Source organism: Fictibacillus gelatini DSM 15865 (assembly GCF_000430745.1).
In the GTDB taxonomy this organism is placed as follows: domain Bacteria; phylum Bacillota; class Bacilli; order Bacillales; family Fictibacillaceae; genus Fictibacillus_A; species Fictibacillus_A gelatini.
In genome coordinates, this window is record NZ_AUMP01000041.1 from 1 (window position 1) to 21889 (window position 21889).

A 21889-nucleotide genomic window follows, 5' to 3' on the forward strand; every position below is an offset into this window, starting at 1 on the left:
CTGTTGGTTCTATTCCAACTAAGACTTCTGTTTTGTCATGATCCTTCATGGCCCTTAATATTCGTTGATAGAAGGACTCAAATCCATCCCGAGATTGGGATACAGAGAATGATTTTTGAAGCACACGACCACGATCATCCACAAAACAAGCGAAATGTGTACGCTTCGCAATGTCGATACCGACGACAAGTGTTTTTTCAGTGACTTGATTAATTTTTTGATTTTCTATACAATCCATATGGAGTCCTCCTTGGTTAACAAATTAGGGGTCAATTCTAGCAGATTGACACCCCGCATCATACCAAGAGGGCTCTTTTTGTTCAAGTCCCCGAAAACCTTCTAACAGGAATGCTCCTTTCTTAAATCCATTTCCGTCATCTGAAATCTCAATATGAATCTGGTTTCCTGAATTCACGCAATCGATCCAAACATTCTTTTTGGCATAGCGGAGACAGTTTCCAAGCAAGTTGTGGAACGCTTGTTTTAACCGGTATTCGTCCATCCATACGTCGAGAGCCGGACAATGTTTCACGTGCAACAGGATACCTTTTTTATCCGCTAGTGGCTTCATGCTCTGGATCATTTCTTGAATGACATTATTGACCGGATGATAGCAAAAGTGGTACGTCTCTTCAATATGTTCCAGCTTCGTTAAATCGCTAATTTCTTCAACCAATTTCTTCATACGCTGGCTTTCATTAATAATCACCTGCAGACTATTGGACACTTCATCTCCTTCAACGACGCCATCTACGATCGCTTCAGCATTCCCCTGAATCGCCATTAACGGCGTTTTTAATTCATGGGAAGCATTTTGTAGAAATTCCTTTTGCTCATGATCATACATTTTGATTTTTTTCGTTAATTTGTTAAAACTATTGGCCAGATCCCCCATTTCATCTTTTGTTTGAATAGAGACCGGGGAAAATTCCCCTTTGATTGAAAATTGATTCATGTGCGACTGCAATTTGCGGATCGGCTTCGTTAAATTCCGTTCTAACACAAATGCGGCAAGGGCAGCAACGATAAAAGAGACGAATAAACTGATCAACACCGTTCTTCGAAAAACCCTCTCCAACGCCGTAAGATTCTCAATCGGGGTGATGAGTGTAACATAGCCTTTTACTTCACCACTTTTTGAAAAAATGGGGAGTGTTTCATCAACATAGTTCATTTCTTTCTTTTGATACTTCTTCAGTTCATTTTCTCTTAAATTCGTTTCAATGACTTCATGTTGCTGATTGAAAATGATCAATCTGGACTCCATTAGTTTGCCTGCCAGCTTTAAACGTTTTCTTTCCGTCATTTGGCGGTGGACCGTTTCTTTATTAAAAGGGACGTTTGCCAGCAATTGACTCACTGTTCTGGCATCCGCACGTAATTCCTTTTTAGCATGATGGATTAAATACTCTTTTGAAAAAAAATGAAAAGTAACCATCGTCACCAAAAACACAATCAAGAGGATGAGCCAATAGGTGATTCGTATTTTTTTACCAATTTTCATGTCAGCCGTCCAATCGGTAGCCGTAGCCCCAGACTGTCGTAATTTCTGCCACCGCTTGATGCTCGGCTAATTTTTTTCGTATTCTTTTTACAAGGTCATCAATAATTCTTAAGTCACCGGTATAGTCATAACCCCAGATTTGCTCAATCAACTGTTCTCTCGTAAACGGCTGTTTCGGATAACGCGCCAAGTATTCAAAAAGCTCATACTCTTTTGTCGTTAATTTCATTTCATTCCCGTTAACTTCTACATAACGTCTTATAGGATAAATGCGGGCCTCTCCGATCGTAATGATCTTGTTTTCTTTCTTCCCGTCTGATAAATGAACCCGTTTGAAAATGTTTTTAATGCGGGCGACCAATTCCCTCGGGCTGAACGGTTTCGTTAAATAATCATCCCCGCCGATTTCTAAACCGAGAATGCGATCAAGTTCCTGATCCCTTGCTGAAACAAAAATAATTGGTATTTCACTAATTTTTCGGATGTCCTGGCATAATTCAAGCCCATCGATCCCTGGCATCATAATATCAAGAACAAGCAAGTCCGGCTTTAAACGGGCCATTTCTGCAATCACTTGTTTTCCATCAGAGAAAACCGTTACTTTATACCCTTCACGTACTAAATACTTTTCTAATATATCTCTTATATTCTTCTCGTCATCGACGATAAAAATATGTTTCATTTTTGCACCTCCCATTTTCATCATAGTAGAAAATAAAGCTTTTGCCGAGCGGGACGCCAATGATTGACCATGTTAAAAAGAGATAGGTTAAGTAACCTACCTCTTTATCTGCCTTTATTTTTCTATTTTTGGAGTATGTCTATCATTTCATTTAGAAAGCTTACTTTCTGCTCTAGCTTCTTGTTTACCGACGTTTTTAACGTGTTTAGCTTTTGCAGATGAGTACGTGCTGTTTCTTTATTTTTCGCTTTCACCGCTTCTTTTAGCGCCTTTCGTTCTTCATGAATCGTTTTGTTCAATTGCTTGATCTCTTTATTTATGTCTTTTATTTTTACTTTTACTTTTCGCGCCTCTTTTAAAGCCGTTTTGTTTCCATTTTTCACAGCGTCCACGTGTAAGTCACGGAGCTTGTCCGTTAGCTTCACTATCTCTTGTTTTAATCCAAGCTGCTTATACTTGAGCTCGCTTGCTTCATGAAACTCCTTCTTTAACGACTCCGAGAACGTTGCTTTTTGAAGCGCCTTCTCATGATAGGGTGATGCCGTTTTCACCTCTGTGTCACCTTTAGCAAATACGTGCGCGGCCCCCGCTCCTCCGCCTAATAGTAGGCTGCCTGCAAGAGCCATTGTCGCTAGCTTTTTCATACTCTTTTTTCCTCCCTTAAAGATTGATAGCATTAGTGTAAGCAAAAAGTGTGGAAATCGTGGGAGGGAAATGTGTGAAAAGGATGTGAAAATAAACTACGACTAAAATCAAAAGAGCACAGTAAAGGTTGCTTTACTGTGCTCACGTTCGTTCTTATTCAGATACATATGGTAACAATGCCATGAAACGCGCACGTTTGATTGCACGAGTCAATTGGCGTTGGTATTTAGCAGATGTACCAGTTACACGACGAGGAAGAATCTTACCGCGTTCAGAGATGAAACGTTTTAAAAGATCCGTATCCTTATAGTCGATGTAAGTGATTTTGTTTACTGTAAAGAAACAAACTTTACGACGCTTTTGGCGTCCACCGCGACGTCCAGCCATTCTTGTCCCTCCTTTGTAGAAGATGTGTCGTTCCGTGTCTATTTGATCCCGTTCGTTTAAAATGGCAAATCGTCATCAGAAATGTCGATTGGCGTGCCATCATTGGCAAACGGGTCGTCATTAAAGTTATTCCGATTCGTATTTTGGTTTTGATTTTGCCCAAAACCATAATCGTTTTGTTCGAAGTTACTTCGGTTCTGATTTTGCTGTCCAAATTCACGGTCACTTGATGGTCCACCAAAGTTGTTTCCGCCCTGAAATTGGCCGGCATTGGCATTTCTCGGTTCTAAAAACTGAACACTCTCTGCCATTACCTCGGTAACATAAACACGTTGACCCTGATTGTTATCATATGAACGCGTTTGAATGCGCCCATCCACTCCGGCTAGCGAACCTTTTTTCAAGTAATTCGCGACATTCTCAGCCGGTTTGCGCCATACGACGATATTAATGAAGTCGGCTTCACGTTCACCCTGGCTGTTCGTGAATGTGCGGTTAACGGCAAGCGTGAAATTGCACACTGCCACACCGCTTGGAGTGTAACGTAATTCAGGGTCTTTCGTTAAGCGTCCCACAAGTATTACACGATTGAGCAACAGAACCACTCCTTACAACTCAAAAAATTTATCTTTCATCAACAATTGTCATGAAACGAAGAACGTCTTCATTGATCTTCATTAAACGATCGAATTCGTTAATCGCTTCAACAGGAGCGTTAACATCCAAAACAGTGTAAACACCGTCACGGAAGTCGTTGATCTCGTATGCTAAACGACGCTTACCCATATCAGTTTCTTTCACGATCTCCGCACCATTATCTGTCAAGATGCTTTTCGCTTTCTCTTTCACAGCTTTAATGGCATCTTCTTCAAGATTTGGACGGACGATGTACATGATTTCGTACTTTTTCATTCCGGTCACCTCCTTTTGGTCTAAACGGCCCAATTTGTGGGCAAGGAGTAAATAATCAACGTATATATCGATACTTACTCACAATTAAGTATTATAACAAAACGTTTACCTAAAGACAAGGTCAAAAAGAAAAACGGAATGGGACTTCTCTCCATTCCGTCTCTTCTTTATACATTAAAGCGAAAATGAACGACATCTCCGTCTTGCATCTCGTACTCTTTTCCTTCTAATCGGACTTTTCCTTTTTCTTTTGCAGCGTTCATATTACCGGCCTCAATGAGATCCTCATAGGCCACCACTTCGGCACGAATAAATCCTCGTTCGAAATCGGTATGAATAATTCCCGCACATTGCGGCGCTTTCATTCCTTTGCGGAACGTCCAGGCGCGAACTTCTTGAACACCTGCGGTAAAGTAGGTGGCGAGGCCTAATAAGGAGTAAGACGCGCGAATGAGCTGATCGAGGCCTGCTTCCTCAATTCCTAGTTCCTCAAGAAACGCCTTTTTCTCTTCGTCATCAAGCTCGGCAATCTCCTCTTCCACTTTTGCACAAATGACAATCACTTCTGCATTTTCGCGGGCGGCATATTCCTTTACTTGATCGACATATTGATTTCCGCCTTCCAACAAATCTTCTTCACTGACGTTTGCCACATAAAGAATCGGCTTCATTGTCAAAAGATGAAGACCATGGACGATTTTCTTTTCTTCAGGCGTTAATTCGACACTTCGGGCAGGAAGTTCTTGCAGCAAGGCTTCTTTAAGTTTGACAAGCACTTCGTGTTCGGCTACAGCCTCTTTATCTTTTGCTTTCGCTAATTTCTCAACGCGAACAAGTCGTTTTTCAACTGTTTCCATATCCGCAAAAATCAGCTCCAAATTAATGACTTCAATATCATCAATTGGATCGACTTTACCGGATACATGGGTGATATTTTCATCCTCAAAACAGCGCACGACTTGAAGGATCGCATCAACCTGGCGAATATGAGACAAAAATTTGTTGCCGAGCCCTTCTCCTTTACTTGCCCCTTTAACAATGCCGGCAATATCCGTAAACTCAAAATGAGTAGGAACAGTTTTTTTCGGCTGAACAAGTTCGGTCAATTTTTGCAGGCGGTGATCCGGTACTTCGACGATGCCGACATTCGGATCGATCGTGCAAAACGGGTAATTGGCTGATTCCGCTCCCGCCTGGGTAATTGCATTAAAAAGTGTGGATTTCCCAACGTTTGGGAGACCGACGATTCCAGTAGTTAAAGCCATGCCTCTTTCAACTCCTCATCTATATCAAAAAGCACATTGTTTATACACATCTTTCACAATTATAGGTTGGTTGATAGGAAATTACAAGCATTGTTCCAAACAAAAAACGACTGGAAACCAGCCGTTTTTTGTTTCACGTGAAACAATTATTCGTTATGAGAAACAAGTATTTTTTTTAGTTTTTTCGTAAATTCTTTTCTTGGGATCATTACACTATGCTGGCAACCCATACATTTAATCCGAATATCCGCACCCATACGAATGATTTTCCAATGGTTGGTGCCGCATGGATGAGGCTTTTTCATTTCGACTTCATCGTTTAAGTGGAAAATTTTTTGTTCCAAAGCACTCACTCCCTCAATTTTAATCTAAACCGGTCCTACTCGGAAGCTTCTTTTTGGTGATAATACGTTATCATCTTTGGATATGGAATTTCAATGCCTTCTTGTTCCAATCGCGTTTTAATCGACTTTCTTAATTCGCGCGCGACTTTAAAATGGGTCATCGGAAGGACCTCGGCCGTTACGCGGATAACGACTTCATGCGCCCCGAGCATTTGTACTCCAAGAACTTCCGGATCTCGTACCATCTCAGGAAATTCAGGCGCCTTCTCTTTAACCACTTCTTCTATAATCGCTTGCGCACGGTCAATATCCTCTTCATAGGCAATACTCACATCCACTACGGCCATACTGTTATGGACGGAAAAATTGGTCACTTCCGTAATCGACGAATTCGGTAAAATATGAACTTCCCCTGTCCAATTTTTTATTTTCGTTGTCCGTAAGCCAATTTCCTCTACCGTGCCTTCAAAATTCCCAACCCGCACAAAGTCTCCAACTGAAAATTGATTTTCAAATATAATAAAGAAACCAGTAATAATGTCACGAACAAGGTTTTGGGCGCCAAAACCGACCGCAAGGCCAACCACACCGGCACTTGCTAAAATCGCTTCCACTTTTACATTAAACTCGCTAAGAATCATTAAGATCGCGATAAAATAAATGACATAGCCTACGACATTGTTAAGCAATCGAATTAACGTTTGTTCTCTTCGCTCCGATAAGCGTAGCGGACTTTTCATTCGAAACTTGAATCCATTTCCGATCGCCGCCCTTATAATCCGCACGAGAATGATCGCCCCTAAAATAATCAAGACGATTCGAAGCGATTTAATGCCTATTTCAGTCCATAGTTCGGGGTTACTTATATAGTTACTGATCTTTTCTATTACTCCGGGATTTGTCAACAACTTCACGAAAAGACCTCCATTTTAGTTCTTTACCGTTTTATATTAAACATTTTTTTAGTTTTTTTTCAATTGCTAACAACCAAATTGTAATAAATGGATTAAGAAGTGCTGAATTCGGGTATACATTTCTTGTCAGTAGTTGGTTCCGGGAAAAAATATTCTAAAGAACTTCTCGCAAACTGTGTATAAGAATGGAAATAGTTCCGTATACTGTTACTACTATTATGAAGGAGAGGATTCCATGTTCTTAAAGAGGAAACTTGCCCCTAAAAAGGTGTTTCAATGTAAAATTCATCATGAGAACAATGAAGCCCCAATGTTTCTAGCTGAAAACGTGAAGCTTCTACTTCCTAACCTTTTAAACCGGCCAATCGTTATTGTATGCATTGGAACTGACCGCTCAACGGGGGATTCGCTCGGTCCTCTTGTCGGCACGAAATTAAGTGAACGAACGTCCTTTCCTTTCAAAGTATACGGAACGCTAGATGACCCGGTTCATGCCATGAATTTGGATGAAAAGCTGAAAATGATTAAAAAGAACCATCCCAATGCCTTTATTATCGGAATCGATGCATGTCTTGGCCGCCTTAACCATGTCGGCATGATATCTGTTGGAGAAGGGCCGGTTAAACCCGGAGCCGGTGTAAACAAAGAACTTCCTCCGGTAGGCGATATCCACATGACAGGAATTGTAAACGTCAGTGGATTTATGGAGTATTTTGTCCTGCAAAATACTCGTTTAAGCATTGTTATGAAAATGGCTACTTTAATTGCGAATAGCCTTGTTATCGTCGCTCGCCATTTCAGCCAATATCAGCTTTCATCAGGCTTGCAAAAGGATGATCTCTATAACATTCAATAATATAACCGTTAGGACCAATTTCTCCTAACGGTTATTTTTATCGCTCGATCAAATCAAGAATGCGCTGTAAGTCCTCGTCTGAAAAAAACTCAATTTCAATTTTCCCTTTTCGTTTCGTTCGCTTGATGGTAACAGATGTTCCGAAGTGATCGCGTAAATACGATTCTTTTTCCTGAATGAAAATATTTTTTTCCGGCTTCTTTTTCTTTGTTTCATGTGAAACATTTTGATTCATTTGCTGGATTAACTTTTCCAGCTGACGAACATTTAGTTGTTCGTTTACGACCCGCTTAACAACTTGTTCCATTTTCTCTTTCTTTTTAAGTCCAAGTAACGCCCTGCCATGCCCCATTGATAATGAGCCTTCTGAAATCATCGCTTGAACTGGTTCAGGCAGCTGCAAGAGACGAAGGAAGTTGGCGATATGCGGTCGGCTTTTGCCGACACGGCTCGCTAATTCTTCCTGTGTCAATTTCAGATGTTCGATCAATTTTTCATAGGCTTGCGCTTCTTCAATCGGATTTAAATCCTCCCGCTGCAGGTTTTCAATAAGCGCTATTTCCATCATCTTTTGCTCGGTAAACTCTTTAACAATTACAGGCATAACTTTAAGACCGGCTTCTTTCGCCGCCCGAAAACGCCGTTCGCCGACAACGATTTCATATCCTTTAATGGTTTTTCTTACGATAATGGGTTGAAGAATGCCATGTGTTTGAATGGATTCTTTTAATTCATTGATAGCCGACTGATCAAAAACTTTACGAGGTTGGTACGGATTGGGCCGTATATCTTTCAAACGAACTTCCTTCACTTGTTTATCATCGACCGCTTCGTCTACAGGAAAGAGGGCATTAATTCCTTTACCTAACCCTTTCGCCACTACCCATCACTTCCTTCGCTAGTTCTAAATACACTTCCGCTCCTCTTGACTTCGGATCGTAAATGATAATTGGCTTCCCATGACTGGGAGCTTCAGAAAGCCTCACATTGCGCGGGATAATCGTATGATACACTTTATCCTGAAAGTATTTCTTCACCTCTTCAATCACTTGAATCCCAAGATTTGTCCTGGCATCAAGCATCGTCAAAAGGACACCGTCAATCATTAAATCGGTATTTAAATGTTTTTGCACGAGTCGGACAGTGTTTAATAATTGGCTTAATCCTTCAAGCGCATAATATTCGCATTGAACGGGGATCAGGACAGCATGGGCTGCTGTTAATGAATTAATGGTCAACAGGCCAAGTGAAGGCGGACAGTCAATGATAATATAATCGTAATTACCTTCTACTGCTGCCAATGCACGCTTTAACCTTACTTCACGTGAAATGGTTGAAACGAGTTCTATTTCTGCTCCTGCAAGTTGGATGGTTGATGGGAGTATATGTAAACCTTCACAAAGTGTTTCTACTATAATATCTTTTACATCCACATCTTCTACGAGGACGTTGTAAATACATTGATCAATATCACCTTTGTCAACGCCAACCCCGCTCGTTGCGTTCCCTTGAGGGTCGATGTCGACAAGCAGGACTTTTTTCCCGAAGTACCCGAGGCATGCGCCGAGGTTTACGGAAGTTGTCGTTTTTCCGACACCGCCCTTTTGATTGGCAATAGCAATAATTTTAGCCACGATGTCACCTACCTGTTCTATTCCTCTTTTGGTGAGGACGTTCAAAAAAGTTCTTTTAGCTGGATTTTTGAACACGTACTTTATCTCTTATTCTATCATGAACCTATAAAAAAACTCTCATTTTTTATAAAAAAATGAGAGTTTTCGTTTATTTTTTTGGAATTCGAATCGTAAATTGATAAAATTCATCATGTTCTTCTTCTTCAGTATCAATCGATAGCCCGCTTTGCAGGACCATATCAACCGATTGACGAACAGTATTGATCGCAAGTCTCATATCTTTGCTGAATGATTTGCGTTGAGGTGCCTTCTTTTTCGCCTGGCCTTCACCTTCAATCAATTTCTTTACCCGCTCTTCCGTTTGTTTCACATTTAATTGCTTTTCCAAAATTTCTTTAAGCATTTGTTCCTGTTTTTCAACTGATTTTAAAATAATTAAGGCGCGGGCATGGCGTTCCGTAATTTTTTTTTGCAATAAGGCTTCCTGAATGGATGGAGGCAGCTTTAACAAACGAAGTTTATTTGCAATGGTCGATTGCCCTTTCCCGAGCCGTTGCGCAAGGCTCTCTTGCGTCAGTCCATGAATATCAAGAAGCTTGGCATAGGCCATCGCCTCTTCTATGGCGGTCAACTCTTCGCGCTGCAAGTTCTCGATTAAGGCGACAGATGCCGTTTGTGAATCATTAAATTCCTTTACAATCGCAGGAATCGATTCCCATCCTAATTTCTGTACCGCTCTATATCGACGTTCTCCGGCAATAATTTCATATTTCCCATTTTCAATCGTACGAACAACGATCGGTTGGATCATGCCATGGGTCTCAATCGTTTGTGAAAGCTCTTCGATTCGCTCATCTATAAAAACCGTTCGTGGCTGAAAACGGTTCGGAATAATATCTTGAACGGGGATTTGAATGACTTCCTCGTTTTCATTTTTCTCAGTTTCTTCAACACTCTGGCTTTTTTCACCTATGCCGAACAAGCGTGAAAAAGGATGCTTCATTGAGGATGACACCACCTTTTATGATCTACCTTAAGATTTCGCTCTATTTCAGCAAAACTCCTGCCAGGCTTTAAAAATTCTTACCAAATGATGTATGTAACGATTCAGCATGTTTCACGTGAAACGTTCACACTTTTATAATGGATTTTTGTTTGGCATCCCGGGTTTGCGTGGATATTTTTTCGGCGTTTTCGCTTCTTTTTGAATGACGACGATATTTCGTTCACTCTGTTCCTCAGGAAGAGTGAAGGAGTAAACATCGACCACTTTTCCGCCGAGCAGTTTGATCGCTTTATCACTATCGGTTAACTCATTTGCCAGTTGCGCGCCTTTCATAGCCAGAAAATGTCCATTTTGTTTTACGAGCGGAAGGCAAAGTTCACTTAATACAGACATTCTCGCCACTGCACGTGCCATGCACAAATCAAACGATTCACGGACTTCATGGTTTTGTCCGAACGTTTCTGCACGATCATGGTAAAGCGTTACATCGGTCAATCCGAGCTGTTTTGTCAGTTCTCCTAAAAAATGAATTCGTTTTTGCAAAGAATCAACAATAGATAATTTAATAGCAGGAAAACATATTTTTAAAGGAATGCCCGGGAAACCTGCCCCGGCACCGACATCACAAACGGTTTGTTCTTTTGTAAAATCATAATAAAAGGAAGCCGTCAATGAATCGTAAAAGTGCTTTAAATACACTTCTTCCTTATCGGTGATCGCTGTTAAATTCATTTTTTCGTTCCATTCCACAAGAAGCTTGTAATAGTCTTCAAATTGTTGAAGCTGGCCGGAAGAAAGGGAGATCCCCTTTTCCGCCAGCATTTGTTCAAATGTAGAAATGTTCATAATTCCTCCATCAACCATTACCGTTCGATTTTCGCAAGCTTTCCTTGCTCCAAGTAGATGAGAAGGATCGAAATATCGGCCGGATTCACTCCGGAAACACGAGAAGCCTGGCCAACAGATAACGGTCGTACTTCGTGAAGCTTTTGTTTCGCTTCAGTCGCCAGTCCATTAATGGCAAAATAATCGAGATCTTCCGGCAGCTTTTTCGATTCCATTTTTCGCATCCGCTCGACCTGGGCAAGCTGCTTGTCAATATAACCCGCATATTTAATTTGGATTTCTACCTGTTCGGCGACAACGTCACTAACAGATGGATTCGGGGTCATTTTCGCAATTACATCATATGTGATTTCCGGCCGTTTCAAAAGATTGGCCGCAGTCATTGGCTCTTTTAATGGCGAGCTGCCCGCTTCTTCAAGAATCGCTTGAACCTCAGCTGTTGGTTTGATCGATTCGTGTTCAAGCCTTTCAATTTCCCTGGCAATTTCTTCTCTTTTCTTTAAAAAGCGTTCGTAACGTTCGTTCGGAATAAGCCCGATTTCATGCCCGATTTCCGTCAAGCGGAGATCCGCATTATCATGGCGAAGAAGAAGGCGGTATTCCGCTCTTGATGTTAATAAGCGATAAGGCTCATTTGTCCCTTTAGTAACAAGGTCATCAATAAGGACACCAATATACGCCTGCGAACGGTCTAGCACGATCGGGTCTTTCCCTTGCACTTTCCGGCACGCATTGATTCCGGCAATAATTCCCTGTCCTGCCGCTTCCTCATAACCGCTCGTTCCATTCAATTGCCCGGCTGTAAAGAGGCCTTCCACAAGTTTCGTTTCCAAAGACGGCCAGAGCTGTGTCGGGACAATCGCGTCATATTCAATCGCATAACCGGCGCGCATAAGCTCGGCTTTCTCAAGTCCCGGAATTGTCTCTAAAATTTTTCGTTGAACATCCTCGGGAAGGCTCGTCGAAAGACCTTGCACATACACTTCTTCCGTGTTTCGTCCTTCCGGCTCCAAAAAGATTTGGTGGCGCGGCTTGTCATTAAAACGGACAATTTTATCCTCAATCGAAGGACAATAACGCGGCCCTGTTCCTTCAATCATCCCGGAATACATCGGCGAGCGATGAAGATTGCTGTTAATCAATTCATGCGTTTTCGGACTTGTATACGTTAACCAGCAGGGCAGCTGGTCAGTAATGAATTCCACTGTTTCGTACGAAAAGGCACGCGGAACATCATCCCCCGGCTGGATTTCTGTTACAGAGTAATCAATAGTATGGCTGTTGACACGCGGTGGCGTACCGGTTTTAAAACGGACCATGTTAAATCCTAATTCTTGTAAATGGTACGATAATTCAATGGACGGCTGCATATTGTTCGGTCCGCTCTCATAAGCTAGTTCACCAATAATAATTTTACCGCGCAAATACGTACCCGTCGTCAAAACGACAGATGTCGCGTAATATTGGGCACCGGTTTTCGTAATGACCCCTTTACATACACCGTCCTCGACAATTAAGCGTTCCACTAACCCCTGACGTAACGTCAAGTTTTCCGTCGTCTCCAGCGTTTTTTTCATTTCACTTTGATAAAGCACTTTATCGGCCTGTGCCCTGAGTGCACGGACCGCCGGGCCTTTCCCCGTATTTAACATCCGCATTTGAATGTGCGTTTTGTCAATGTTTCTAGCCATTTCCCCGCCAAGGGCGTCAAGCTCGCGAACAACAATCCCTTTGGCCGGCCCACCGACAGACGGGTTGCACGGCATATACGCAACGGCATCAAGATTGATCGTTAAACATAACGTTTTTGCTCCCATGCGGGCGGATGCAAGCGCTGCTTCGACACCGGCATGACCGGCTCCGACGACTATTACATCAAAATTGCCGGCATTGTATCCCATTGTCTTCTCCTCCTTCTTCGTTTTTGATTATTTATTTCCCTAAACAAAATTGTGAGAACAACTGGTCGATCAAACTTTCAGAAACAGTGTCTCCAACAACTTCCCCTAAAACTTCCCATGCTCTCGTAATATCGATTTGAACCATATCAATCGGCAAGTTCATTTCAATTCCGTGCAATGCTTCTTCCACATGGTTCAACGCCTGGTTTAACAACGCAATATGTCTTGAATTGGAGACATAGGTCATGTCCTGGGACTCGATGCCACCTTTAAAAAACAATTCGCTAATCGCTTGCTCCAATCGATCGATTCCCTCTTCTTTTAAAAGGGATGTTGTAATGAGCGGGTAATCACCGGCCAGATTTTTGACACGGTCCATATCGATTTTCTGATCAAGATCTGTTTTATTCACAATGACGATGACGTCCATGCCTTTTACGGCTTTAAATAAATTCTCGTCTTCAGGAGAAAGGGATTCATGAAAATTTAATACGAGTAAAATCAAGTCGGCTTCTTTTAACACCTGGCGCGATTTTTCAACGCCGATTTTTTCAACGATATCTTCCGTCTCTCGAATTCCTGCCGTATCTACTAATCGTAATGGAACGCCGCGGACATTGACGTACTCTTCAATGATATCCCTTGTCGTTCCGGCAACATCTGTTACAATCGCTTTATTTTCATGGACGAGCGCATTCATTAACGAGGATTTACCCACATTCGGACGGCCAATAATTGCCGTCGAAAGCCCTTCGCGAAGAATTTTCCCTTGCTCGGCTGTCAGCAATATTTTTTTAATTTCTTCAGCAACAAATTGCAATTTTTCATTCAGGAGGCCGTGGGTCATTTCTTCCGCATCATATTCCGGATAATCAATATTCACTTCCACATGGGCGATCGTTTCAAGAAGCGTTTGGCGCAAGTGGCCGACAAGCTTTGAGAGCCGTCCTTGCATCTGGTTTAATGCCACATTCATCGCTCGATCCGTTTTTGCCCGGATTAAATCGATGACGGCTTCCGCCTGCGATAAATCGATCCGTCCATTTAAAAAGGCGCGTTTCGTAAATTCTCCAGGTTCCGCCAGTCTTGCTCCATTTTGTAGCAGCAGCTGAAGAACACGATTAACCGAAACGAGACCTCCGTGGCAGTTGATTTCTACAACATCTTCCCTTGTAAAGGTTCGAGGGGCACGCATAACAGAAACCATAACTTCCTCTACCGGCTGATTCGTTTTCGGGTCGATCAGTTTGCCATAATGAATCGTATGGGAATCGACTTCTGCCAGCGGCTTTTTCCCTTTAAACAGACGGTCGGCTATTGGCACTGCTTCTTGTCCGCTTAACCGGACGATAGCGATGGCTCCTTCTCCCATCGGAGTTGAGATGGCGGCTATTGTATCATATTCCATCTCTTTCACCTCGCCTTCTAACTACATTTAGAACCATTTTATATCTATCCACAATCTATTATTTCCTTCTATTTCATTTTCTAACGATCCACAGTGGATAACTACTTTTCATCTTCCTTGAGTTATCCACAGTAACTTTTAGTTTAACGCATTTTCACGGTAAAAAGCAATGGGAAGGCGCTTTTCAATTGGACAAAAAAAATCCTCAGGTTAGCCACCCGAGGATTCTCTATTTTGTTACTGGACGGATAATCACTTTCCGATAAGGTTCCGTCCCCTCAGAACTTGTTTCGACATGCTTTTCAGACTTTAATGCCATATGAATGATTTTTCTTTCATTGCTTGGCATTGGATCAAGGGCAATTCCTTTTTTCGTCATCATTACCCTTCGTGCTGTGCTTGTCGCCAAACGCTCAAGCGACTCCCTGCGGCGTTCACGGTAATTTTCAGCATCCAGGATAATTCGGATAAAGCCATTGGAATGGTGATTCGCAACAAGATTCGTCAAATATTGCAAAGAATTTAAGGTTTGTCCTCTTTTCCCGATTAAAATGGCGATTTTGTCACCGGAAAGATCAAGAATGACTTCTTCCCCCATCTTTTTTTGCGTAATGGTAACCGGAACGCCCATTTTCATGGTCACTTCCTGCAGGAAAGCAACTGCTTGTTCAATCGGATCTGGTTTTAGGGAAACTTCGACCAATGCCGGCTTCCCACCAAAACCTAAAAATCCTTTCTTTGATTCTTCAAGCACTTTAATCTCTACTTGGTCTCTGGAAGCTTGAAGCTGTTCAAGAGCTGCAGAAACTGCTTCTTCTACCGTTTTTCCCGTTACCTGAATTTGCTTCACTTTTTCGCGCCCCCATCAGTTTGTTTTTGCTTATTTTTCATTGGGGAAATGACAAAGTAAGTTTGTGCAATCATAAAGATATTACCAACTACCCAATATAACGATAATGCAGCCGGGAAATTAATCGCAAAGACAACAATCATGACCGGCATGACATATAACATAATTTTCATTTGCGGATTTTGGCTTTGCGGTCCCGTGCCCATCATGATTTTTTGCTGCAAGAAAGTTGTAATCCCCGCGACGATCGGCAAAATATAATACGGATCGTGCTGTCCTAAATCAAACCAGAGAAACGTATGCTGTGCAATCGCTTCCGTTCTTCTAATCGCATGGTAAAAGGCGAGCAATATTGGCATTTGAATGACTAACGGCAAGCATCCTGCAAGCGGATTGACGCCGTGCTTTTGAAACAACGCCATCGTTTCTTGCTGCAATTTTTGCTGTGTAGCAGCATCTTTTGAACTGTATTTCTCTTTTAATTTCTGCAATTCCGGTTGAATATCCTGCATTGCTTTTGAACTTTTTGTTTGTTGAATCATCAGCGGCAATAGAATGAGACGAATAAGAATCGTAACGATGATGATTGATAGTCCGTAGTTAGGCTTTGCCCCAAATAAGTATGCCACTTTTGTGATGACCCAGGACAATGGGTAAACAAAGTAATGATCCCAAAATCCTGTACTATGAGAAGTTATCGGTTGATTTACCGAACAGCCAGCTAACAGAGCCATTAACGCTACAATGGTCAGTGTTAAAACTAGTTTCTTTCGCACTCCTTTTGTCCTCCTTATAGGAAAAAAAATTAGTTGAAATGATTGTTCTTCTTTCCAGGCTTTTCTGGAACAGGATCCAAACCGCCCGGATGAAATGGATGGCATTTTAAAATCCGTTTTAAAGTCAGCCAGGACCCTTTAGCCACCCCAAAACGCTTGAAAGCTTCAATTCCGTAATGTGAGCAAGTCGGGTAAAAACGGCAAGTCGGGGGAGTTAGCGGTGAAATGAACCGCTGGTAAAAACGAATCAGCAAAATGCACAGCTGCCTCATTTCCGCTTCTCCCTTTGTATGTAAATGGCACCTGAACGTTTTAATACGTGCAGGAGGCTTTTTTCCATTTCTGCAAAATCCATCGTTGCCACAGGGTTTCGCGCAATAATGATGTAATCTCTCGCTGACTTGATTTGATCTTTATGTTTCATAAAAATCTCCTTCACCAGGCGTTTGATCCGATTACGTGTTACCGCATTTCCCACCTTTTTGCTTACAGATAGACCAAGTCTAAAGTAAGGTTGCTCGTCCTTTTCAAGCGAATATATAACAAATTGGCGATTGGCAGACGATTTTCCTCTTTTAAAGACTTCCTGAAATTCCTCATTTTTTTTAATTCTTTGCTGTTTGTTCATCCGCTGATACCCCATTTGGAATTAAGCGATTTGCTTCAAGTCGATGTTCAAAATGTCCGGGAATCGTTGTCCTCCTTTTTTGAACATGCACTACAAGTATTGGTTAACGCTGTAAAACTAAAACCATAAAACATTGATTATATGAGAAAAAAGACCACTGATGTCAGTGGCCTAAGCGGATAATACTTTTCTTCCCTTACGACGACGACGAGCTAGAACTTTACGGCCGTTCTTAGTTGCCATACGCGCTCGAAAACCATGTACTTTTTTACGTTTTCTATTGTTAGGTTGGAACGTAGGTTTCATCTATACTACACCTCCCTGAGGATTAAATCAAAGAAAGACAGTCTAAATAAGTATAGAAATACTTCTTCTTTTTGTCAAGTGGGCTTAAAAAGTAACCGCTCATTTTAAAAATGAATTTTTTTGGATCCAAAACTTCCAAAATTCATTCTGTGGATATCATTTTCGACACTTTTTTCACTATCCACACCTTTTATCGACAAGTTTTACACAAAATATAGTGCTGTGGACAACGGCTTTACACAAGGTATTGACATTGTGGATAAGTGTAAAAAACGCATTGCAATCGCTGATTTTTTTTGTTATGATTGTTGTGTTTTAACTCGTGAATAACCATCGTGTGTATATCTTTTATCCACATCCTGTGGATAAGGTTGTGGACACATATATTTTACTTGTTTATGGGGTTGTCCACAAGATCTGAATAACAATTATTTTACTATCTTTCTACTATATTAATAGTTTTTCACATTTCGTGTGAATTGCATATTTACTCATGCGGTGTATATCAGTGTATAAAAATACATTGCATGTTAGTTCCACCTATCATAAGGGGGACTTTTAAGAATGTAAGGGGAGGAACGATTGGTGGAAAATATAGCCGATCTATGGACCAAAGCCCTTTCTGTTATGGAACAGAAGGTTAGTAAACCGAGCTTTGAGACATGGTTAAAATCCACAACGGCACATGCGCTGCAAAATGACACGCTTGTCATCACTGCACCCAATGAATTTGCTCGAGATTGGTTAGAATCGCGATATTCTTCACTTATCTCTGAAACATTGAACGACGTTACCGGTGCAGCGCTTGATGTGAAATTCATCATTCCACAAAATCAAATGGAAGATGAAGTCGATTTTGAAAAAGCGTTAAAAAAAACGCCTAAAGTTGCCGTTAGTGCTCAAGAAGAAATTACCCAAAGCATGCTAAATCCCAAATATACATTTGATCGGTTCGTTATCGGCTCAGGAAACCGCTTCGCCCATGCCGCTTCTCTTGCCGTAGCTGAAGCACCGGCAAAGGCATATAATCCGTTGTTTATTTATGGAGGAGTCGGACTTGGGAAAACCCATTTAATGCATGCGATCGGGCATTACGTCATTGATCATAATCCAAATGCGAAAGTCGTTTATTTATCATCGGAAAAATTCACAAATGAATTTATTAACTCGATCCGTGACAATAAAGCCGTTGAATTTCGAAATAAATACCGAAGTATCGACGTGCTTCTTATAGATGATATTCAGTTTTTAGCCGGAAAAGAATCAACGCAAGAAGAATTTTTCCATACATTTAATGCACTTCATGATGAGAGCAAACAAATTGTCATCTCAAGCGACAGGCCACCTAAGGAAATACCAACGTTAGAAGACCGCCTTCGTTCACGATTCGAATGGGGACTCATTACGGACATTACTCCTCCTGATTTAGAAACGCGTATTGCTATCTTAAAAAAGAAGGCGAAAGCGGAAGGCCTGGATATTCCAAATGAGGTCATGCTTTACATTGCCAACCAGATTGACACCAACATACGGGAATTAGAAGGGGCATTAATCCGGGTCGTTGCCTATTCTTCGCTTATTAATCAGGATATGAATGCAGACCTGGCGGCGGAAGCATTAAAGGATATCATCCCATCGGCTAAGCCAAAAACGATTACGATTCAACATATTCAACAAATCGTGGGAAAGCAGTTTAATGTGAAGCTCGAAGATTTTGCCGCTAAAAAACGAACGAAGTCTGTTGCATTTCCACGGCAAATCGCGATGTATCTTGCACGTGAGTTAACCGATAATTCATTGCCGAAAATCGGTGAGGAGTTTGGAGGAAGAGACCATACGACTGTTCTTCATGCTCATGAAAAAATTTCAAACTTGCTTGCGACAGACCAACAATTACAAAAGCAAATTCAAGATTTGCATGATCAATTAAAAAACACGTAAGGCGTAGTCTCTTTTTTGCAATTGAATAATGTGCATAACCATCGATTGTTTATACACAGTCTATCCACATGTGGATAGACTGTTATTCCTTTGAAAAATAATACTTATCCACAGATTCACAGCGCCTACTATTACTACTACGAATTTATTAAAAAAAATTAATAAATAGAACCGACCATAAAAAAGCCAGGGGGATATTTATGAAATTCAAGATTAACCGAAACCAATTAATTCAAGGTGTTCAAGGTGTAATGAAAGCCATTTCTTCACGAACAACGATTCCAATTTTAACAGGGGTCAAAATGACGGTTGATTCGGGTGGAATGACTTTAACGGGAAGTGATTCCGATATTTCCATTGAACGATTCATTCCAGCTGAAGAAAATGGCGAAATTAATCTTGAAGTACAAACACCCGGCAGCATTATATTGCAAGCCCGGTATTTTTCAGAAATCGTAAAAAAATTGCCGGATGAAACCGTTGAAATTGAAGTGGGAGAACGTTTTGAGACACAAATGCGTTCAGGAGCTTCGGAGTTTAGTTTAATCGGACTGGATCCAGAAGAATATCCGCGCCTGCCGCAAGTTGAAGAACAAAATGTCTTCAGCATCCAGGGAGATCTATTAAAAATGATGATCCGCCAGACTGTCTTTGCGGTGTCCACCTCAGAAACACGCCCGATATTAACCGGGGTAAACTGGAGTTTAGAGGATGGCCAATTAACATGTGTCGCCACAGACAGCCACCGCCTGGCACAACGAACGGTGAAAATTAATTCGAATGCAACTGAATTATCGTTTCGCAATGTCGTTATTCCAGGAAAAAGCTTAAATGAACTGTCTAAAATAGTTGAGGACTCAGAAGAATTAGTTCAAATTGTCGTAACGAACAATCAAATTTTATTTAAAACAAAAAACACGTTATTTTTCTCACGTTTGCTTGACGGAAATTTCCCGGATACATCCAAATTGTTGCCTGGAGATAGCAAAACAACGCTTGTTTTAGGCACAAAAGAACTCTTGCAAGCCATTGACCGTGCTTCCTTGCTTGCAAGAGAAGGAAGAAACAATGTTGTTAAGCTAGTGACACTGAATGAAAATGAATTGGAAATTTCATCGAACTCTCCTGAGATCGGAAAAGTATTTGAACATGTAGCCATCACATCAATGGTTGGCGAAGAGTTAAAGATTTCTTTTAATGCAAAATACATGATGGAAGCCTTAAAGGCGATGGACTGTTCAGAAATTAAGATTTTATTCACCGGAGCTATGCGGCCGTTCTTGATCGAGCCACAAAGCGGAGATTCGATTAAACAGTTGATTTTGCCGGTTCGGACTTACTAAATAGTGAAAAGCTGCTGAGGACTTTCAGCAGCTTTTGCAATGGTTGGTCATTTTAATGCCATACTAAAACTAAAAAAGGCGGGTGAGCGAAGTTATGGCTGAAGTAAAAATAACGACAGAATATATTACGCTTCAACAACTATTAAAAGAAGTGGATGTTCTCTCAACTGGTGGAATGGTAAAATGGTATTTAAGAGAACATGATGTTTACGTAAACGGAGAACGTGAAGAGCGAAGAGGAAGGAAATTATATGACGGTGATGTCATTGCAATTCCTGGAGCGGGGAAGTTTACGGTAACGAGGTAATGGGAGGTATCCCTTTTGTACATTGAAAAATTACAATTGACACACTATCGTAATTATCCTTCACAAACTCTTTCATTCGAAAATAAAGTGAACGTATTCCTCGGGGAAAATGCCCAAGGGAAAACGAACGTGATGGAAGCGATCTATGTGCTTGCGATGGCAAAGTCGCACCGAACCTCACGCGATAAAGAATTGATTTATTGGGACAAAGAATATGCTAAAATAGAAGGAGAGGTCGAAAAAAGGAGCGGACCTGTCCATTTAAGTCTTGTCATCTCCCAAAAAGGGAAAAAGGCAAGAATCAACAGCCTGGAACAACGAAAATTAACAAACTATATAGGAACCATGAATGTCGTTATGTTTGCACCTGAGGATTTGAATCTTGTAAAGGGAAGTCCCCAGGTGCGAAGGCGTTTTATTGATATGGAGATTGGACAGGTTAACCCCGTATATTTGTATGATTTAGGGCAATATCAGAAGATTTTAGCACAGCGCAACACATTATTGCGCAATATGCAGCCGAGAGCTTCGAAAGAAAATTTGGTCATGCTCGAAATTTTAACAGCACAACTTATTGAGGTGGCTGCCAGATTGACGGAAAAACGGCTAAACTACATGAAATCATTGAATATATGGGCAAATCCGATCCACGAGGGCATTACAAGAGGGAACGAACAACTTGAAATTCAATACAAACCGACGGTGAACGTATGTGAAGGTCAAGATTTGACGAAAATGATAGAAGAATACGAACAAAAATTTGTTAAAATAAAAGATAGAGAAATAGAACGCGGAACGACTCTTTTTGGCCCGCATCGCGATGACCTTGTCTTTTATGTGAACGGAAAAGATGTCCAAACCTATGGGTCGCAAGGACAGCAACGAACTACCGCACTTTCGCTAAAGCTCGCGGAAATTGAATTGATTCATTCTGAAATTGGCGAATATCCCATTTTGCTTCTCGATGACGTTTTGTCCGAACTGGATGATTTCCGCCAATCCCATCTGTTAAACACAATTGCAGGGAAAGTGCAGACATTTGTGACCACAACAAGTGTGGATGGCATTCACCATGAAACGTTAGAGAAAGCAGCAACCTATCGGGTCAATCAAGGAAACGCTGAGCGAATAAGGTGAGGTGAGGCTGATGTTGCTTCATTTGGGCGAAGATGTCGTAATCAAAAGTCATGAAATTATTGCCATCTTAGATTATAACGCTCTTTATGAATCAAAAGACATCGAGTTGTTTTTGGATGTTCAAAAGAAGGAAAACAATGTAAGGGATTTAAGCGAGGATCATCCTAAATCAATTGTGATTACCGATAAACTCGTTTATATATCTCCGCTTTCATCAACAACGTTAAAAAAACGGGCAAATGATCGAGCGGAATTGGAACAAGGATGGTATTTGAAATAAGGATGAACCGAATTGTA

General features: G+C 41.2%; 27 protein-coding genes. 6 read left to right on the top strand and 21 right to left on the bottom strand.

Translation table 11 applies throughout. The features are described from left to right. The 10 genes from H538_RS24070 to H538_RS0115725 all read right to left on the bottom strand — a co-directional run. On the bottom strand, positions 1-238 hold a 238-nt coding region (locus H538_RS24070), incomplete at its 3' end, for an IS110 family transposase (RefSeq protein ID WP_035351137.1). Between the two features lie 24 nt (positions 239-262). Further along, positions 263-1504 carry a sensor histidine kinase gene (locus tag H538_RS0115685; protein ID WP_026678416.1) on the bottom strand — a complete coding sequence of 414 codons (1242 nt, stop codon included), beginning with the start codon at positions 1502-1504 and terminating at the stop codon, positions 263-265. A 1-nt stretch (position 1505) separates the two neighbouring features. Continuing rightward, the gene (locus H538_RS0115690) at positions 1506-2186 is read right to left on the bottom strand and encodes a response regulator transcription factor (protein ID WP_026678417.1); all 681 of its coding nucleotides are present in this window, start codon (positions 2184-2186) and stop codon (positions 1506-1508) included. 122 nt (positions 2187-2308) lie between these two features. Continuing rightward, the gene (locus H538_RS0115695; protein WP_026678418.1) at positions 2309-2830 is read right to left on the bottom strand and encodes a hypothetical protein; all 522 of its coding nucleotides are present in this window, start codon (positions 2828-2830) and stop codon (positions 2309-2311) included. A gap of 154 nt (positions 2831-2984) precedes the next feature. Then, complete coding sequence (gene rpsR, locus H538_RS0115700; RefSeq protein WP_026678419.1) at positions 2985-3218, bottom strand: 30S ribosomal protein S18; 234 nt, start codon at positions 3216-3218, stop codon at positions 2985-2987. A gap of 56 nt (positions 3219-3274) precedes the next feature. After that, positions 3275-3814: a single-stranded DNA-binding protein gene (gene ssb / locus H538_RS0115705; protein ID WP_026678420.1), complete on the bottom strand. Its 540-nt coding sequence runs from the start codon at positions 3812-3814 to the stop codon at positions 3275-3277. Positions 3815-3842: 28 nt separating this feature from the next. Next, a complete protein-coding gene (gene rpsF, locus H538_RS0115710) occupies positions 3843-4130 on the bottom strand; it encodes a 30S ribosomal protein S6 (RefSeq protein ID WP_026678421.1) in 288 nt (95 codons plus the stop codon). Between the two features lie 167 nt (positions 4131-4297). Continuing rightward, entirely contained in the window at positions 4298-5395 is a 1098-nt protein-coding gene (gene ychF / locus H538_RS0115715; protein ID WP_026678422.1) for a redox-regulated ATPase YchF, read from the bottom strand. Between the two features lie 146 nt (positions 5396-5541). After that, positions 5542-5739 carry a DUF951 domain-containing protein gene (locus tag H538_RS0115720; protein ID WP_026678423.1) on the bottom strand — a complete coding sequence of 66 codons (198 nt, stop codon included), beginning with the start codon at positions 5737-5739 and terminating at the stop codon, positions 5542-5544. 35 nt (positions 5740-5774) lie between these two features. Further along, a complete protein-coding gene (locus H538_RS0115725; RefSeq protein ID WP_035351141.1) occupies positions 5775-6647 on the bottom strand; it encodes a mechanosensitive ion channel family protein in 873 nt (290 codons plus the stop codon). A gap of 241 nt (positions 6648-6888) precedes the next feature. Between H538_RS0115725 and yyaC the strand changes: the two genes are divergently transcribed. After that, positions 6889-7509 (top strand): spore protease YyaC, encoded by a 621-nt coding sequence (gene yyaC, locus H538_RS0115730; RefSeq protein ID WP_026678425.1) that lies wholly within the window; start codon positions 6889-6891, stop codon positions 7507-7509. A 37-nt stretch (positions 7510-7546) separates the two neighbouring features. Here yyaC and H538_RS0115735 read toward each other — a convergent pair whose 3' ends face one another. From H538_RS0115735 to rpmH, 11 genes are all read right to left on the bottom strand, one after another. Further along, the gene (locus H538_RS0115735; RefSeq protein ID WP_026678426.1) at positions 7547-8389 is read right to left on the bottom strand and encodes a ParB/RepB/Spo0J family partition protein; all 843 of its coding nucleotides are present in this window, start codon (positions 8387-8389) and stop codon (positions 7547-7549) included. After that, positions 8370-9143 (bottom strand): ParA family protein, encoded by a 774-nt coding sequence (locus H538_RS0115740; RefSeq protein ID WP_026678427.1) that lies wholly within the window; start codon positions 9141-9143, stop codon positions 8370-8372. Before H538_RS0115740 ends, H538_RS0115735 begins: the two co-directional genes overlap by 20 nt. Before the next feature lie 148 nt (positions 9144-9291). Next, positions 9292-10146 carry a nucleoid occlusion protein gene (noc, locus tag H538_RS0115745; protein WP_026678428.1) on the bottom strand — a complete coding sequence of 285 codons (855 nt, stop codon included), beginning with the start codon at positions 10144-10146 and terminating at the stop codon, positions 9292-9294. A 135-nt stretch (positions 10147-10281) separates the two neighbouring features. Then, entirely contained in the window at positions 10282-10995 is a 714-nt protein-coding gene (gene rsmG, locus H538_RS0115750) for a 16S rRNA (guanine(527)-N(7))-methyltransferase RsmG (RefSeq protein ID WP_026678429.1), read from the bottom strand. Between the two features lie 17 nt (positions 10996-11012). Continuing rightward, positions 11013-12896 carry a tRNA uridine-5-carboxymethylaminomethyl(34) synthesis enzyme MnmG gene (mnmG, locus tag H538_RS0115755; protein ID WP_026678430.1) on the bottom strand — a complete coding sequence of 628 codons (1884 nt, stop codon included), beginning with the start codon at positions 12894-12896 and terminating at the stop codon, positions 11013-11015. 31 nt (positions 12897-12927) lie between these two features. Continuing rightward, the gene (gene mnmE, locus H538_RS0115760; protein WP_026678431.1) at positions 12928-14304 is read right to left on the bottom strand and encodes a tRNA uridine-5-carboxymethylaminomethyl(34) synthesis GTPase MnmE; all 1377 of its coding nucleotides are present in this window, start codon (positions 14302-14304) and stop codon (positions 12928-12930) included. 229 nt (positions 14305-14533) lie between these two features. Continuing rightward, on the bottom strand, positions 14534-15154 hold the full coding sequence (gene jag, locus H538_RS0115765; RefSeq protein WP_026678432.1) for an RNA-binding cell elongation regulator Jag/EloR: 621 nt from the start codon (positions 15152-15154) through the stop codon (positions 14534-14536). Continuing rightward, the gene (spoIIIJ, locus tag H538_RS0115770; protein WP_026678433.1) at positions 15151-15930 is read right to left on the bottom strand and encodes a YidC family membrane integrase SpoIIIJ; all 780 of its coding nucleotides are present in this window, start codon (positions 15928-15930) and stop codon (positions 15151-15153) included. Before spoIIIJ ends, jag begins: the two co-directional genes overlap by 4 nt. Positions 15931-15959: 29 nt before the next feature. Beyond that, positions 15960-16202: a membrane protein insertion efficiency factor YidD gene (gene yidD, locus H538_RS0115775; protein WP_026678434.1), complete on the bottom strand. Its 243-nt coding sequence runs from the start codon at positions 16200-16202 to the stop codon at positions 15960-15962. After that, complete coding sequence (gene rnpA / locus H538_RS0115780) at positions 16199-16558, bottom strand: ribonuclease P protein component (RefSeq protein WP_026678435.1); 360 nt, start codon at positions 16556-16558, stop codon at positions 16199-16201. The genes yidD and rnpA overlap by 4 nt, the downstream gene beginning before the upstream one ends. Before the next feature lie 171 nt (positions 16559-16729). Then, positions 16730-16864 (bottom strand): 50S ribosomal protein L34, encoded by a 135-nt coding sequence (gene rpmH / locus H538_RS0115785; protein WP_026678436.1) that lies wholly within the window; start codon positions 16862-16864, stop codon positions 16730-16732. Positions 16865-17449: 585 nt separating this feature from the next. Between rpmH and dnaA the strand changes: the two genes are divergently transcribed. The 5 genes from dnaA to remB all read left to right on the top strand — a co-directional run bounded on the left by dnaA (position 17450) and on the right by remB (position 21872). Then, positions 17450-18805: a chromosomal replication initiator protein DnaA gene (gene dnaA / locus H538_RS0115790; RefSeq protein ID WP_026678437.1), complete on the top strand. Its 1356-nt coding sequence runs from the start codon at positions 17450-17452 to the stop codon at positions 18803-18805. Positions 18806-19005: 200 nt separating this feature from the next. Beyond that, positions 19006-20148, top strand: a complete 1143-nt coding sequence (gene dnaN / locus H538_RS0115795) for a DNA polymerase III subunit beta (RefSeq protein ID WP_026678438.1) — start codon at positions 19006-19008, stop codon at positions 20146-20148. A 94-nt stretch (positions 20149-20242) separates the two neighbouring features. Beyond that, positions 20243-20455, top strand: a complete 213-nt coding sequence (gene yaaA / locus H538_RS0115800; protein WP_026678439.1) for a S4 domain-containing protein YaaA — start codon at positions 20243-20245, stop codon at positions 20453-20455. Between the two features lie 15 nt (positions 20456-20470). Then, the gene (gene recF, locus H538_RS0115805) at positions 20471-21592 is read left to right on the top strand and encodes a DNA replication/repair protein RecF (RefSeq protein WP_026678440.1); all 1122 of its coding nucleotides are present in this window, start codon (positions 20471-20473) and stop codon (positions 21590-21592) included. 10 nt (positions 21593-21602) lie between these two features. Then, the gene (gene remB / locus H538_RS0115810) at positions 21603-21872 is read left to right on the top strand and encodes an extracellular matrix regulator RemB (RefSeq protein ID WP_026678441.1); all 270 of its coding nucleotides are present in this window, start codon (positions 21603-21605) and stop codon (positions 21870-21872) included. Positions 21873-21889: the final 17 nt, after the last annotated feature.